This is a genomic window from Collinsella sp. SGI.178 (assembly GCF_050313495.1).
Lineage (GTDB): Bacteria > Actinomycetota > Coriobacteriia > Coriobacteriales > Coriobacteriaceae > Collinsella.
Genome location: NZ_JBNPLM010000019.1, coordinates 23,360 through 39,874, shown reverse-complemented (window position 1 = coordinate 39,874; position 16,515 = coordinate 23,360). Strand labels below are relative to the sequence as shown.

Below are 16,515 nucleotides of genomic sequence, written 5' to 3'. Positions count from 1 at the left end.
TTCAGTGCGCAGCGGGGGTTCTTTCATGTCCGAGGACGCGCTGGGAAGTCACCCCATGCGGCCAGCGGACTACTATGCGGCCTTGGACTAGAACATGCCCAAGAAACCGTGCACAAACAGCGCGGCCAGAGCGGCACCGATAAACGGCGCGATGCCAGGAACGAGCAGGCCGTACTTCCAGTTGTTGTCAGCCTTGTTCTTGATCGGCAGCACCTGATAGGCCATGCGAGGACCAAGGTCGCGTGCCTGGTTCATGGCGAAACCGGTGATGCCACCCATGCCCATGCCAACGGCCCAAACGATCAGGCCGACGCAGATAGCGAGCATCAGAACGTTCTCGCCGGCGCGGCTAGCGGCAGCAAGGATGGCGCTGATGAACACAAAGGTGCAGATAGCCTCACAGAAGAAGTTGCGGGCATAGTTCGTGCCCTCGGTGGTGGGGTTGGTCGAGAAGATGTTGCGCTGGGCAATGGGGTCGACGACGCCCTCGGAAGCCTTGAACTCATCGGCATACATAAACCAAGCGATTACGGCGCCCACAAAGCCGCCGAGCATATCGGCAATCATGAAGGGGATGCAGCTGCTCCACGGCACCAGACCGACGATGCACTGGGCAAGCACCATAGCCGGGTTCATGCACACGGCGCCGCCAAAGACAAACAGGCAGACCGAGATGCCAAAAGACCAGGTGGTGATGGCAAACATGTGGCCGGAGCCCTGATACTTGGTGCCCTTAAGCACGGTATCGCAGTGTACGCCCACGCCAAAGATGATCATGAGGGCCGTTGCGCCGAATTCGCAGAGGAGCTTGGTAAGCATAAAACCTTATCTTTCTTGTCGGTTACAAACGATTCGTTTAGGCCGCGCGCTAGTGCTGAGCGACGACAACGCCCAGGCCATCGGGAATGACGGCTACCTTGGCATCGGCACCCTTCATTTCAAAGGCGAGCTTGAGTGCCTCCTCGAGGGTGTTGACCGGCGTCATATGCATATCCTTGAGCATCTGGTGATCGCACAGGTCGGTGACCATGATCACAGGGTGATGCGCCAAGATGCGGGCAAAAATCTGGCTCGTCCACTGGTCGGGCAGGGTCTCGTCCTTAGGACGGTCGATGCAGGCGCGCTCAAACTCTGCCGGATCGTTGTCAGCGATGTTGTGATAGAAGCCCTCGCCACCGTGACCATCGGCGCAACCGGCGACATCGATGATCACGCCGCCCTCGGGAAGTGTCGCCTCGGCAGCGCACATGCCCTTCACGGCCTGATAGACGTTCTGATCGAGCGGATAGCCACCGTTGGTGGTGATGGCAATCTCGCACTCGACGGGCTCAACGCCGGCAAGGCTCTTCACGAACTCGCAGCCGGCCTCGTGCGCCTTGTGAATGTCGCCGGCAAAGGAACCGATGACCTCGTGCTTGCCGTTGAGCACCACGTTGAGCACAAAGGCAAGGTGAGCCATCTCGGCAGCGGCAAACATGTCCTCGCTCACGTGGTTGTGGCACAGGTTGCCGGCGCGCGAATGGGAATCGTTCACAAACTGGCCGTTGTGGTTGTACATGATGGTCTTGTAGCTGGCGATGCCGGGCAGCACGGACTTGCGGCTGCCAGAAAAACCGGCAAAGAAGTGCGGCTCAATAAAGCCCTCGGCAAGCAGTAGATCGCAATCGGCGGCAATCTTGTTGATGATGCACTCGCCACCAGAAGGCAGGGTGCCAATCTTTTCCATCATGCTGTCGTCGGTCGCGACGTGCATGACAATTTCCTCGTTGGCAACGATCTCCTCGCCATACTTGTTGACGAGTTCCTCGTGCGTCGATGGACGATGCATACCCGTAGCAACCAGAATCCGAACGCGCGCCTCAGGCGCAGCGGAGTGGATGTGATGCAGCAGAATAGGCATCGTCACACGCGAGGGAACGGGGCGCGTATGGTCGGAGCTAATGATGACAATATCCTTCTTGCCAGCGCAAAGCTCCTCGAGCGAAGGCGATCCATAAGGGTTGGCAAGCGACTCCTCTACCAGCTCTTCCTGCGATTTTGCAGTCTTAAACTCGTTTTGGTGACCTTCCATCACACCCGCGAAGTTCTTATCCTCGAGCTCCAGATGCAATGTCTTGTGGTCAAACGGCAGTTCACATTCAAACAATGACGAGCGCCCTCTTCCTTTCAGCTGACACACTAGATAAACCGTTGGAAGGATACGCCACTCACCGAAAAACGCCACCGTCCACCGAGTCGTTAACACAACGTTCATATTTGACCCACAACAAAACGGCCGCGATCCCAAACGGAACCGCGGCCTCCTGTCAAAGAAGCTATGGGCAGGGTGGATTACGCAGCGCCGAGGCAAACATCAATCCTGTGGCATGCGCGTGTAAGCTATCTTGCATAAATAGGTCAATATACTGCATAGAATGACGCATTGGGTTTCGAACCGCAACATGGTAGCCCCCTCCGGAGCGTGCATTTTTGCGAGTATTCAGCATCGCAAGATAAGATTTTGGTGTCAAAAGTCTTTCAAAAGGTAGATCGTCCTCATGACTCGTCCCATCTGGATAACATGCGGCGAGAAACCAGCCATATATGAGCATCGCCAAGGCCCAATTGTCTTGCAAAATCATCAACAAAGGCAGCGAGGGCCGGCTATGGCCTTATGCATCGATCTTTGGCTGCTGAAAACTCCGTTTTTTGCACGTCGCCCCAGGCACCACCCTCACCCAGCGGCCTTCCGCCGAAGCTGGACATCGCAAGGCCCGCCATCAGTTTACTTTTAGGCACACTCCGCAGGACGCAAGAAGCCCTCGCCGCACGAAGTGCGCAGCGAGGGCTTCTTGCATGTCCGAGGACGTGCCTAAAAGTAAACATATGGCGGGCCCGGACGACTACAGGGCTATCGATTACCCCGTGTTCTGCAGACCTGCCGAGACGCCGGTCACAGTCGAAAGAATCAGGCTCATGTACTCGGCCTTCTTCTCCTCGGCCATCTCGTCCTGGTTCATACGCACCTCGCGGAGGGCGCGGACCTGGGCGATGGACAGGGCGTCGACGTAGGGGTTACGCACGCGAACGGCACAGCCGAGCACGCGACGACGCTGCAGCGGCCACTCGTCACCGACGATGGCAAGGACCCACTTACGGGTGAGCTGCATCTCGGTAAAGACCTTCTTGGACAGATCATCGCGGTCGCCCAGATGCAGATACATCTTGGCAATGCGCTGATCGGTCTTAGCAATCGACATCTCGATGTTATCGATAAAGGTGCGGAAGAACGGCCACTCCTGGTAGGCAGCCTTGAGCTGGTCAAGATCGCCCAGCTGCTCGCAGGCGGTGCCCAGGCCGTACCAAGCGGCCAGGTTAATGCGTGCCTGGCTCCAGCTGAAAATCCACGGAATGGTACGCAGGTCGTCGAGCGACTTGGCACCCAAGCCGCGCTTGGCGGGACGCGAGCCAATCGGCAGCAGACCAACCTCGGTCAGCGGCGTCACAGTCGAGAACCACGGTGCAAAGTCCTCGGTGTTCAGCAGGTCCAGATAGCGCTCGTGGCTTGCGGCGTTGAGTTTCTCGGCCATATCCCAGAACTTCTGCGTGGTCTCGGTGTTGGTCTTCTCGACGCTCGGGGCCGACTGCAAAAGCGTTGCGGCGGCAACGGACTCAACATGGCGCTGAGCCAGCGTGCGGTTGCCGTAACGGGCAAAGATGACCTCACCCTGCTCGGTGAGCTTAAAGAAGCAGTTGACCGAACCCTTGGGCTGCGCCAGTACGGCCTTGTTGGCCGGGCCGCCACCACGGCCCACGGCGCCGCCGCGACCGTGCATGAGCACCAGGTCGATATCGTTCTTCTCGGCCCACTTGGCGATGCGCTCCTGCGCGGAGTGCAGCGCAAGCATGGCCGTGGTAGGACCGGCATCCTTGGAGGAGTCGGAGTAACCCAGCATAACCTCCATGCGGCGGTTGGTCTGGGCAAGACGCTTCTGCACCACGGGCAGCGTAAGCATCTGGTCGAGCACGTCAACACAGCCCTCGAGGTCCTCGAGCTGCTCGAACAGCGGGATCACGTCGAGCTCGGGAACGTCCTCCTCGTGTGCGAAGGACAGGTGGGCCAGCTCAAAGACGTCGGCCACATGCTGGGCACTCTTGGTAAACGAGATGATGTAGCGGTGTGCCATCTTCTTGCCGTAGCGCTTTTGGATGGAGCCGATAGCGCGGAAGGTGTCGATGACCTCGCGCGTCATGGGCTGCAGGTCGCCATGGATACCGTTTTCGTGGATATCCTTGAGGGCGCGGGCATGCACCACGGAGTGCTGACGGAACTCCATCTCGACCATATGGAAGCCGAAGGACTCGACCTGCCAGATGATGGTCTGCACCGGGCCGTAGGCGGCACGGACGGCACCGCAGGCGGCCAGCGAACGCTGGACGACGCGCAAGTCATCCAGGAACTCGTCGGCGCTGTGATACATGGTGTCGGTGATACGGCGTACGGTGGCGTTCAGACGGTCGGCCATGACGAGCATGACGGCGCGATGCGGCTCGTGCTCGGAGATAAGCTCGGCGCGGGCCGTGTAATGGGCACTCATCTCGACCTGATGGTTCCACAGGTTGATGAGCTCGGCAGACGGCTTGCTGTAGGTGGCCTCGAGCGTGAGGTTGCGGCCGATGCGGCGGCACTTGTCCTCGAGCTTGAGCACCATGTGGGTGAAGTACTTGGCGGCGACCTCACGGCTCACCTTGGCGGTGACGTTGGGGTTACCGTCGCGGTCGGAACCGATCCAGCTGCCGGGATGGAAGAACGCCGGGCACAGCGGCGGCACGGTACCGGCCTTGTCACCCAGCACCCAGTCGTCAAAGCGACGATAGATGACGGGGATGACGTCGAACAGCGTGTTATCGAAGATGTCGATGATGGTATCGGCTTCCTCGACCGGCGTGGGCTTCTTGAGCGCGATGGGGCTCGTACGCACCAGGGCGTCGATCTCCTGCAGCATATGGCGCTCGTTCTCCACCAGGTCGGAGCCGCCCAGACGCGGACGCTCCTCCAGCAGGTTAGAGATACGGCGAATCTTGCCCTCGACGGCCTTGCGACGGGCCTCGGTGGGATGCGCGGTAAAGACGGGATGGAACTCAAGCTTGCCGAGCAGCTCGTTGGCGCCCTCGACACCCATCTCATCCACCAGCTGGTGATAGGCGACGGTGAGTTCGTTGGCGGGATCGACCTCGGTATCGGTCGATGCGCCGGCCTCACGCTCGCGCAGCTGCTTCACACGGTAGTTCTCCTCCGACAGGTTTGCCAGATGGAAGAAGCTCGTAAAGGCGCGGACGATAACCTGCTGCTTATCGAGCGGTAGACTGTCGATCAAATCGACGACCTCGCGAAACGCCACAGCAGTGGGCTCGTCGGCGGTGGGCACGCCCTGCTCGTCGACGGCCTCGTCGGCGGCACGGCTACCGGGGTTGCCGGCATTGGCCACGATCTCGGCCGACAGAATCTTGTCGAACAGGTCCGCGATCTCGGGATCATACTCGCTAAGCACACGGCGCTCCAGGCGCAGGAACAGCGCAAGGTTGTCGCGCAGCTCCTCGGGAATCTCAATCTCGGCGAGACGCTCCCTGGACTCGGCATTCGAGCCGATTCGGTTAACGAGGCGGTTGACCACGGCAGCGACGCGCGCCGCGGCTTCGGGTACAGACTGGTTGCTTAGGTTCTCAGCCACGTTTCCTCCCATTCCTCCTTCTATGCACGTAACATGCGGTATTCATTATAGGCACTTGAGAAATACTTTCGACACTGATTGCGCTTTACCACACAAAAGTATTTTCTGCATTGCAAGGCTTTTTGCCCCAAATGGTCGTATTTCTCGGTGGGCGGCATATGCAAACGGGGACATTCCGCATAAAAGCGAAACACCCCCGTAACAATCGTTCGCCGCGAGCGGGACGCGTTAGCGGACCCGCAGCTCAAAATGATGCCCTACAGGCGCTCGCGAACCGACTCGACAACGTTGGCCAGATCGACCAGTACCTCGTCATGGCTCTGCATGTCGCGCACCTTGACCTTGCCGGCGGCAAGCTCGTCGCCGCCCAAGACCAAAATGAGCTTAGCGCCCACCTTGTCGGCCTGCTTAAACTGAGCCTTGAGCGAACGACCCTGATAGTCTGCCTCGGTCACGATGCCTGCGGCGCGAAGCTTCTGCGTAATGGCAAAAACGTTCTGACGCAGTTCCCTGCCGGCGTTGGCAACGTAGACACACGGAGCCTCATCGGCACCCAGGTCGCTGCCAAAGGCCTGCAGGGCCAGCAGGGCGCGCTCAAAACCGACGGCGAAGCCGACACCGGCTGTGGGCTTGCCGCCCTCGAGCTCGACCAGGCCGTCGTAGCGGCCGCCGCCACCGATGGAGCCGACGCCGGCGCCGGGGGCCTCGACCTCAAAGACGGTACGGGTGTAGTAGTCCAGGCCGCGCACCAGGGTGGGATCCTCGACATACTCGATGCCGGCGGCATCCAGATAGCGCTTGACCTGCTCGTAGTGCTCGCGGCACTCGTCGCACAGGTTGTCACCCATCAGCGGGGCCTCGGCCATGATCTCGCGGCAATGGTCGTTCTTGCAGTCGAAGGCGCGCAGCGGGTTGAGCTCGGCGCGCTCGCGGCACTCATCGCACATCTCGTCGGCGTGATCGAGAATGAACTGCTTGACCTGCTCGCGATAGGCCGGACGGCACTGGGCATCACCCATCGAGTTAATGAGCAGACGGAGCTTGGAAAGATCGAAGCCCAGACGCTTGTAGAACTCCATGAGCATAATGATGCACTCGGCGTCCGCAGCCGGATCGGGAGCACCGAGCCACTCGATGCCCACCTGATGGAACTGACGCAGGCGGCCCTTCTGGGGGCGCTCGCCGCGGAACATGGCCTCGGCATAGTAGGCCTTAAACGGCGTGGAGCCCTGGGGCACCAGGTTGTTCTCCACGACGGCGCGCACCACGCCGGCAGTGCCCTCGGGACGAAGCGCCAAGCGCTGTTTGGGCTTGAGCTTGGCATCGGTGCCCTCGGTAAAGACACGTTCCAGGTTGGCGCCGCTAAACACGCGGAACATCTCCTTGCGCACGACATCGGTCGACTGGCCGATGCCGTGGACAAACACGTCCACCTGCTCGATCGCGGGCGTCTCGATGGGCTTAAAGCCAAACGGCTCGAACACGCCGGCAGCGATCCGCTGCATCTTTTGCCAGGCGCGCATCTCGGCGCCGATAAGGTCGCGGGTTCCCTCCGCCTTCTGTGCCTGCATGGGCAAACACCTTTCTTTTAGTATCGCGTCATAGGTAGTGGTCATTATACGGCACAAAAACAAAACTCGGCGGCGCGTCTGACCGAACGAGGGTATGGGGGCTCGTTCGGCCAGACACGCCGCCGCTGCAGCCGATCCGCTTTCCTCCGCCGCCCCCTTCGAATCACACGATCTGTTGGGGACAGAGGAAAACGGATCATTTTGTATGCCCGCGGCCGCCTTGGAAACCGAATGATGGTACGAGCATCCATTCGGCTTCCAAGGCGGCCACGGACAGAACACGGGGCGAACAGAAAAGAGCGACGGACGTCTACTCCCCCGCCACGCTCGCACGCAGCTTAGCGGCGATGGGCTCGGATGCCAGCAGGAATACGAGCATGACCACAGAACACACCAGGCACACGATCCAGGTGCTCGCAAAGGAGCCCGTGGCATCGAACAGCACGCCCGAGACAATGGCACCCACGGTGCCGCCGACCATCTCGAGCGAGGTAATGGTGCCCGTGACCTTGCCCAGATCGGCCATGCCAAACTGCTTGGACGCGGCGATAGTGGGCGTGATGGTGCCCATGCACGTTCCGACACCAAAGCTCACGGCAGCCACGATGGGACCAAGATCGGTTGCGGGGAAGCACAGGGCGACGCAGGCGATAATGCACGCAACGGATCCCAACACGTTGCCAAAACGTAGGCCAAAGCGATCGTAAATGACGCCGAGCGAAATCTTGGCGATAACGACGGTGACCATATAGGCCGAAAGCACAGTGCCCGCCCACACGGGGTCGTGACCGCCCGTGACAATCTTGGCGCCGTTGACGGTAACGCTCGTCATGTTGGTGACCTGGTTGGGCAAGATGGCACCGTTAACGAGGCCCATAAAGAGAAAGGCGACGACAAGCAGCCAAAACGCCGGGCTCTTCTTGATGCGAGACCAACCGACGTTAACCTCGGGAGCCGTGTGCTCGTCCTTGTCGCCAGCTGTCGAGACGGACGGATCGCCCGGGTTCTCGCCGAGCGGCTTAAGGCCTATCTCAGAAGGCTTGGTGCGGAAGGAATAGGCCGTGATGGGCAGCGCCGCCACCAAGCAGATAGCCGCGAGCACCAGGAAGGCGGAACGCCAGCCAACGCTCACGATAAGCGAGCTCACGGTGGGAGACAGAACAGCGCCTCCAAAGCCCGAGCCCGAAAGTGCTATGGAGATCGCAAGACCTCGCTTGGCCGTAAACCAGTTGGCGGTCACAAGGCTAATGAGCAGGCGGGTCGAGGCGACGGCAAAGCAGCCCGAGACGGCAAAGAGCACGTAGACCTGCCACAGCTCACCGACAAAGCTCATCCCGGCAAGAACGGCAGAGGTGGCGATAACGGTAAGGGAACCCAAGATGCGACCGCTCACTTTGTCGGCAACATGGCCAATGACAAGCGAGCCGACAACGCTCACCACGGTTGAGATGGCGTTGGAGATGTTGTACTGAGCAAGGGAAATGCCCAAGTCGCTCACGATAAGCGGCTGAAACAGGCTCATGCAGTTAACGAAAATCGTGTAACACGTGGCCATGATGACAAAGCCGGAGGCCACGACGAGCCAACCGGGGAAGAATTTATGCTGCTGGGACATGGATTACTCCTTGTGGTCGGCGATATAGCCCAGGGCGACCGCCGCATAAGCCGCGGCGCCGAGCGGCAACTCGGCATCGCTAAAGCGTGCCTTGGGATGGTGCTGGGCAAAGTGCTCGTCCGTATCGGTCACAGCCGCACCGAGCGTAAAGTACGCGCTCGGTATCTCGCTCGAGATAAGCGCAAAGTCCTCGCTCGCCATGGCATGGAACAGCGGCAGGAAGGCGGCCTTGGGCAACGTCGCACCCACATAGCCAAGCGAAGCCTGGGTCATATCGTCATCGAGCACGAGCGGGGGAACATCCGAGAGCGTCTCGATAGTCGCCGGCGTACGATAAGTCATGGCAACGCCTTTGACCACCTCCGCGATGCGGGTCTTGAGGTGCTCCATGAGCTCAACGTCAAAGCCGCGCAATGTTCCCTCGAGCACGCAGGTGTCGGGAATCACATTGGCCGCTTGGCCACCGGCAAACTTACCCACGGTGAGCGCGACCTCCTTGGCCGCCGGCACCTCGCGAGCGATAAGCTCCTGGAGCGCCAGGTGCACATGCACGCCTGCCGTGATGGGGTCGATGCAGATCTCGGGACTCGAACCGTGGCCGCCCTTGCCCTGCAGCGTGATGCGGAAACCGTACACACCCGAAAGCGCCGGGCTGCCGTAGAGCACCAGACCAAGCGGCGACTGGCTGTTAACATGCATGGCAAAAGCCGCCTGAGGACGCGGGTTCTCGAGCAAGCCGTCGGCGATGGCAGCACGTGCCCCCTCAAAGGTCTCCTCGCCCGGCTGGAACAACAGCTTGACGGTGGCATTGGCGTCGACAAGCGCGGCCTCGCGAGCCTTGAGCAGGCGCGCCGCACCAAGCAGCGCCGTCGCGTGCATATCATGACCGCAAGCATGCATGCAGCCATTGGTAGATGAAAAGGGCTCGCCGGATTCCTCGACAACGGGCAGGGCATCCATGTCGCCGCGCAGCATAACGACCGTACCGGCCTGTTCGTCCGTGCAGACGCCATTGCCCTGGGCCGCGGCGGCACCGGCACCGACAAGGCCCACAACGCAGGAACCATCGACGAGCGTGGAAAATGGGATGTCCATCTCGTTCAGGCGCGCTTGGATATACGCAGAGGTCTGTGGGAGGTCGTTACCGAGTTCGGGCATCCGATGCAGATCGTGACGCCATGCGGCAAGCTCATCGGCAAAAGCCTGAGCCTCTTTGACCAGACCGTCACCAATGGCGGCTTGCGCCGCCGCTGAGGTCTGAAGCGCTGGTTGTGGTTGGAAATCGGACAGAGCTGGTGCCATAGATGCCCTCCAGTAAGGTTTTAGCAGCAAGCACTTTCATACTCTAAAGTGCAAGGCATAACTTTAAAGGCGACGCATAAAAAACGCCGCCCCAGAGGGACGGCGCAACAGATTGTTTACAAACGCGCTCGCGGCTTTTTACGCAAAAAGTCAAAGTGCGTCTCGCTCAAGATAATCGACAGGAAGATGAGCGCAAAGCCGGCAAGCAAACGCGAGGTGAGCACCTCCCCCATCAGCAGCACCGAGAACAGCACGCCCGATGGCGACTCCATCGAAAGCAGTAGTGAGCCCGTCGAGGCCGGGACATGCGCCAAGCCCACGTTTTGGATGAGCAAACCCACGCATGTGCAGCCCACCGAGAGAAATGCCATCACGCCAATAAAGCTCGGCGTCCACACGGATAAAGGCGCCTGGGTCTCGAACGGCAGCGAAGAGATCAGGCACAGCACACCGTTGCCCGCAAACATCCAAAACGTAATGACGTTGATGTCCATCTTGCGACCGTACTTAGCGGCCACCGCCATCTGGATGGCAAAGAAGACCGCGCCGCCCAGCGTAATAACATCGCCGACATTGAACTCGACGCTATCAAGCGCCACCAAGCCAATGCCCGCCAGACACAGCAACGCGGCACCCAAGTTGTAACGGGTAAGTTTTTCGCCGCTTAGGACATAGCTCGCAAACGGAACCAAGATACAGTACGTGCCCGTCAAAAACGCGCTTTTGCCTGCCGTGGTCTGCGCCAGGCCAATCGTCTGCAAACCGTAGGCACCCCACATGAGCGCGCCCATGCCAAGTCCAACAATCAGATTTCGAGCGTTGAAATGGGCAACAATGCGCTTGTGGAAGACGGCAAGCATGACCAGCGACGCCGGAAGAAAGCGAATGTAGAGCAGCTCGAACACCGGAATGGTATCGAGCGCGTCCTTCATGGTGGTAAAGGAATAGCCCCAGATGACCGCTATCGAAAGCAGCAATACCTTCCAGAACAGCGGCGAGCGCGCACCGGCACCGCGAGAGGCACCGCCGGCACCCAGGTCTTCGCGGGCTACAGGGCTATCGGGCATATTTTCGATTTCAATAACGGCATGATGGGCCATAGGGCATCCTCGCGCTCGGTCTGGGCGTGGTGTCCGCACGCGCGCGACCGCATGCCGCCTCATGGTCAAATAAAAACGGGACGCGCCGGACCCCCGGCACGCCCCGCAACTGTAGCAACAATCAAGCAGCCCACGCAATTCAGCCCACTAAAGTATCGAACAGAAAAGCCTCGATGCTCCGGCAATGTCAGCGTTCACATTGTTGCGCTAGATTAATTTAGTACTCTCCAGCTTTTCGATAATCCAGTCGTTGGCTTTGATGACCGGACGACGGAAGACCACACCCAGGGCCAGCGACGGAATCAGATAGCTCGCCAGAATACCCAGCTCAACCCAGTACTCCATATGGTAGGCGCCAGCCATGGCGGCATGCATGGCGTTGATGCCATGGGTAAACGGCAGGAACGGATAGATCGCCTGGAACACGGGGCCGGTCATCTCGATGGGGAACGTGCCTCCCGAGCCACCGACCTGCATGACCAACAGCACGACAGCGAGCGCCTTGCCGATATCGCCAAACGAAACCGTAAGCGTGTAGACGATATTGGAGAACACGAGACTCGCGACCCAGCCCGCCAACACAAACTGCAGCGGGTTGTCGCACTGGATTCCAAAGAACAGGATGTCGCCCGCACACACGAGCGTCGCCTGCAGCAGAGCCAAACCGCCAAAGAACAGGTAGCGACCCAGGTAGATTTCGTGCAGGCGCACGGGGACGAGCTCGTTGATAAGCTCATCGTCGACCGAGACCTTCATCATGGCTGCCAGCACAATCGAACCCACCCACAGCGACAGAATCGTGTAGAACGGCGCCATGGCCGAACCGTAGTTGCGGATCGGATAGACCGGCTTGCGGTCGAGCGCGACGGGGCCGGAAAGCGATACGGCCAAACCCTCGGGATCGTTGCCGATCATCGTCTTAATCGTCGCAAGGTCATCCGACATCAAGGCACCGTCGAGCTCGTCCTTAAACGCGCCGATCTTGTCCGACGCCTCGCCCAGCTGATCGGAAACCTTGTTGACCAGCTTTGCAGCCTTGGAGAGGCCCTTTGCCAGCGAACCGGATGCGTCGGTCAGGCCGTCTACGGCGCTATCCAGATCGCCCGAGATACCATCGAGCGAGTCTAGAATGCCCGAGACGGTCTTCTTGAGCTCCTTGGCCTTAACCGAGAACGTGGAATCGTAATCGGATTTGGCGCCCGCGATGCCGGCCTTGGCATCGGCGATGGCCTGATCGACCTCGGCACGCGTGCTGTTGACCTCTGCCATGCTGTCAGAAAGGGACTTAGCAGTTGCCGTCAGGTCCTTGGCGTTGTTGCGATACTCCACCGCGATCCTGCCCAGCGATGTTGCTACAGACTTAAGGCTCTCCTGGAGCTTTTCGTCACTGACCTGCTCGGCAAAGCCGCGGAGCTGGTCGGCCGTGGCGTCGATATCGTCGGCACGTGTATTGAGCGCCGCCGCGGCATCGTTGAGCTGGGACACCGTAAGGTCCACATGCTGGTTTGCGGTGTCGAACGCCTTCGCGAGCTCGGCAGACACATTGTCGAACGAGCCCGCGCTTCCGTCAATCGCCGCGTCAACGGCATCGTTGGCGGCCTTGAGCGCTTCCTTGGAATCATTGATGCCGCTCTTGGCGTGTTCCATCAACTGCTTGGTCGACTCATCGACGGTACCCGTCTGCTGGAGCATACCGCTCGCCGACGTCAGCGAATCGGACGTGGAGCTCAAAATGCCCGCAAGCGACGTTGCGCTGGCCTGAACGCCCTGCAGGTCCTGGACCGAATCGCCGAGCGTCGAGGACAGGTTGGCGATAAAGTTGCTGACCTGGTCGGTGCTCATGTAATCGAGCAGGCTGGACACCGTCTTAAGACCGATGCTCGTAATGGTCTCGGTAAAAGTTTCGTTAACCTGGCTTTGAACGGCGTTCGAACCCTTCTCGGTCACGATCTGCGCGATGGCGTTGGCCTTCTGGTTCTCGTAAAACTCGATATCGGCGTGCTTCACCTCAGTCGAGAAAAGCGTCATCATGTCGGCGCTAAACGTTTTAGGGATAACGACGGCAGCGTAGTACGCGCCCGACTTAACGCCCTCGATCGCCTTATCGCGGTCGTTGAGGACAACCCAGTCGAAGTTCTCGTTGCCGCGCAGGGTGGCGGTTACGTTTTCGCCCACGTTGACCTCGACGGGAATCAGATCGCTCTCGTAGCCCTCGTCGGTGTTGACCACGGCAATCTTAAGATTGCCGGTGTTGCCGTACGGATCCCAGCTGCCGGCGATGTTAAACCACGCGTACAGACACGGCACGATAATGAGGCCCATCACGACAATCAGGCCGATCACGGAGCGAGACACGTTTTGGACATCGCGCTTAAACAGATGCAGGATGTTCTTCATTTATGCCTCACCTCCTTTGGAGTGCTTGCCAAGCGCGGTGGTATCTCCATCATTTGTGGCTGTGCTGTCGCTGCCCTGAGATTTATGGTGCGATCCTATATGCGGCAAGCGGCCCGCGGACTGATCGCCGCCCTTGGCACCACGCTCGCTGGCGTTGAGGCCAAACATGTGGCGGGCGGCAGGAATGGCGGCCGTGTGTTCGCGCATCTCGCGACGCAAGTCCTCATCCGAAAGCGCCGAGATGCGCATCTGGGTATTGAGGCTCGCGCGGATATATTCGATATTGATAAGCCAGCCGCAGATAGCAATAACCGAGATGATCCAAATGACAAGCAGGATGATCTTGCCGTTATTGTCGATATCGAGAACCGTCGACAGGACAAAGAGCAGGACCTGAACGCCCACCACGGCGGCAAAACCGCCCTTGATGTAGTAGGGGTAACGGTGCTCAAAGGTCACCGCATGGTCGAGCAGTTCGCGACGGTACGAATCAGAATCGAGCATGACACGCATGGCCGTGCGCAGCGAGTAGCGCTGGCGCGGCAGGTCGTTGGACTCGCAAATCATCATACCGGTCGTGGAAAGCTGTTTATCAAAGAGCAGGTTAAGGTTGAGCAGCAGCGGACGCAGCTGCAGGCCGATAAAGAGCGCCACGATCAAGAACACGCCCAGAATGCACAGGTTAAACAGGTAGTTGAACGAATACATGCCGCCGACCGTCTCGCGCAGCAGATTGATGCCGTAGGTAAAGGGCAGCAGCGGATGCAGCCACTGGAAGAAGCCGGGCATCATCTCGATGGGGTACATGCCCGAAGAGCCCGGAATCTGCACAATGACCAGGATGACGCCGATCGCCTTGCCGATATGCTTAAACGTGGTGGACAGCGCATAGATGATATTGACGTAGGTGAACGAAATGGCGATGCCGCCCAGCACGAACAGCAGCGGGCTGACGCACTGCACGCCAATCACCAGATCGCCTACCGTAACGATAATGGCCTGGAACGCGCCCAGGATCACCAGTAGCAGCCAGCGGCCAAAGTAGCCCTGACGCGCGGTAAAGCTGCCGATGCCTTCGCGGTCGACCTCGAGCTTGTAGATAGCGATAAGCACGTAGCCGCCCACCCAAAGCGCCAGATTAGTATAGAAGGGAGCGATGCCCGAGCCAAAGCTCTTGACCGGGAAAATTGACTTGGAAGTCAGCTCTACGGGAGATGCCATAAAGTCTGCCACGTCATTGACGTCGACACCCATCAGTTCAGCCAGCTCGCCCATGGACTCGGAGGTCTGCAGCGCCGCAATGTCGTTGGCGGCGGTTGCGAGCTTGTCCTGGACCTTGGCAAGCGAGGCATCGGTCTGGGACAACGTGGTCTTGGCCTGACCGAGCGTAGCGTTGAGTTGCGAAAGTGTACCGCGCGCACTTGCAATAGCAGGCGTGAGGCCAGACACGATTCCCGTCAGATCACCCGAGACGGCGGCAAATGAATCAAGCGCGCTCGAGGCCTTCGGCAGCGCGTTTTGACCCAGGTCCGTCTGGGCCTGGCCAAGGTTAGTCGCACCGGTCTGGATTGCGTTATTGATAGCGTCGCTGGCACACGAGACAGCCGCGGCGTCATTCGCCATGGCGCTCGACTGCGCAGACAGACTATCCTTGATGCTCTGAAGCTTTTCATTCTGCTCGCGGAGCAAATCGATGGTCGATACAATGCGCGCGTCAATTTCCTCGGAACCTGTCGACGTGTCATTAACGAGAATTTCCAAGTGCCCGATAACGGCCTTATTGTGGTCGATCGTCGCCTGGAGAGACTCAAGCGAGTTGTCGATACGGGTGGTCGTAGATGTGACCGTGCCCGTCAGCTTGCCAATCGCAGCGTTCGCGGAGGCTGACGTCTTGGTGAGCGCAAGGCTGCCTTCCGAGAGCGCCTTGGAGAGCGAGGTGATGGAATTACCCGCCGTGGCGCGCGCCTCGCCCAGCAGGTCGTTGCCCTGGGAGATCGCCTGCGTCAGCGACGGCGCCTGACCCTGTAGACCGGCAAGTGCTGCATCTGCCGAGGCAATGGAACCACTCGTCTTATCGATGGCGGCATTCATGTCGCCAATCGAACCACGCACCTCGCCCAAGGTATCGGATGCTTCGGACACCGAACTTGCCAGCGAATCCTGGGTCTGGGTTGCCTTGTCCTTTAAATCGACTCCGGCATCCTTGGCGATACCGGCAACGGTCTCGCCCGCCGTGGAGACAAATTCCGAGTTGATCTGCTCCTCGATGGTGCTTGCGCCGGTGTCGGTAACCTTCGGCGCAATAGCGCTCTTCTTCTCATTGACGTAGTACGTAAGCTTGGGCTGATGGTAGTTGCCGTCGAGCATCGAAACCAAGTTATCCGAGAAGTTCTTGGGGATTACGATGGCCGCATAGTACTCACCGCTCTCGACGCCCTCTTTAGCATCGGCCGCCGAATCGACGAAGGTCCAGCCCAGCCGATCGTTCTCCTTGAGCTGATCGACGACCTTATCGCCCGCGTTGAGCTCGCCCACCAAGTCGTTTTGGGTGCCCTGATCGTTGTTGGCGATGGCAATCTTGATACCCTGGGTGTTTCCGTACGGATCCCAGTTTGCCACGATGTTGTACCAGGCATACAGCGAGGGAATAACGCACACGCCGAGGGTAACCACCAGGGCGACGGGATTCACAAGCAGTCGCTTAATGTCGCGCTTAAATATCGCAAAGGAGACCTTTGCATCGGATAGTTTGCTGCCGAGACTCACGCTTGGACCATCCATCCTGTCGTTGAATCGAATCGTACTATCGATAACCATTG

At 59.3% G+C, this 16,515-nt stretch carries 9 protein-coding genes; all 9 read right to left on the bottom strand.

The window, feature by feature from the left end; translation table 11 throughout:
• Window positions 1–87: 87 nt before the first annotated feature.
• The gene (gene larD / locus ACQRAQ_RS06580; protein WP_427719871.1) at window positions 88–819 is read right to left on the bottom strand and encodes a D/L-lactic acid transporter LarD; all 732 of its coding nucleotides are present in this window, start codon (window positions 817–819) and stop codon (window positions 88–90) included.
• 49 nt (window positions 820–868) lie between these two features.
• Window positions 869–2,146, bottom strand: coding sequence for a nickel-dependent lactate racemase (gene larA, locus ACQRAQ_RS06575; RefSeq protein WP_427748316.1), 1,278 nt, complete (start codon window positions 2,144–2,146; stop codon window positions 869–871).
• A 751-nt stretch (window positions 2,147–2,897) separates the two neighbouring features.
• Complete coding sequence (locus tag ACQRAQ_RS06570) at window positions 2,898–5,711, bottom strand: phosphoenolpyruvate carboxylase (protein WP_370450652.1); 2,814 nt, start codon at window positions 5,709–5,711, stop codon at window positions 2,898–2,900.
• Between the two features lie 257 nt (window positions 5,712–5,968).
• On the bottom strand, window positions 5,969–7,282 hold the full coding sequence (hisS, locus tag ACQRAQ_RS06565; protein ID WP_427794319.1) for a histidine--tRNA ligase: 1,314 nt from the start codon (window positions 7,280–7,282) through the stop codon (window positions 5,969–5,971).
• 310 nt (window positions 7,283–7,592) lie between these two features.
• Window positions 7,593–8,897, bottom strand: coding sequence for an MFS transporter (locus ACQRAQ_RS06560; protein ID WP_427794318.1), 1,305 nt, complete (start codon window positions 8,895–8,897; stop codon window positions 7,593–7,595).
• 3 nt (window positions 8,898–8,900) lie between these two features.
• Window positions 8,901–10,199, bottom strand: coding sequence for a M20 family metallopeptidase (locus ACQRAQ_RS06555; protein WP_427794317.1), 1,299 nt, complete (start codon window positions 10,197–10,199; stop codon window positions 8,901–8,903).
• A gap of 116 nt (window positions 10,200–10,315) precedes the next feature.
• Entirely contained in the window at window positions 10,316–11,299 is a 984-nt protein-coding gene (locus ACQRAQ_RS06550) for a DMT family transporter (protein ID WP_427748318.1), read from the bottom strand.
• A gap of 207 nt (window positions 11,300–11,506) precedes the next feature.
• Window positions 11,507–13,696 (bottom strand): YhgE/Pip family protein, encoded by a 2,190-nt coding sequence (locus ACQRAQ_RS06545; RefSeq protein ID WP_427794316.1) that lies wholly within the window; start codon window positions 13,694–13,696, stop codon window positions 11,507–11,509.
• Window positions 13,697–16,462, bottom strand: coding sequence for a YhgE/Pip family protein (locus ACQRAQ_RS06540; RefSeq protein WP_427794315.1), 2,766 nt, complete (start codon window positions 16,460–16,462; stop codon window positions 13,697–13,699).
• Between the last annotated feature and the right edge of the window lie 53 nt (window positions 16,463–16,515).

Coding starts and splice junctions, on each gene's coding strand:
- ACQRAQ_RS06560 (WP_427794318.1), bottom strand. CDS start 8,897: ATGTCCCAGCAGCATAAATTCTTCCCCGGTTGGCTCGTCGTGGCCTCC.
- hisS (WP_427794319.1), bottom strand. CDS start 7,282: ATGCAGGCACAGAAGGCGGAGGGAACCCGCGACCTTATCGGCGCCGAG.
- ACQRAQ_RS06550 (WP_427748318.1), bottom strand. CDS start 11,299: ATGGCCCATCATGCCGTTATTGAAATCGAAAATATGCCCGATAGCCCT.
- larD (WP_427719871.1), bottom strand. CDS start 819: ATGCTTACCAAGCTCCTCTGCGAATTCGGCGCAACGGCCCTCATGATC.
- ACQRAQ_RS06545 (WP_427794316.1), bottom strand. CDS start 13,696: ATGAAGAACATCCTGCATCTGTTTAAGCGCGATGTCCAAAACGTGTCT.
- ACQRAQ_RS06555 (WP_427794317.1), bottom strand. CDS start 10,199: ATGGCACCAGCTCTGTCCGATTTCCAACCACAACCAGCGCTTCAGACC.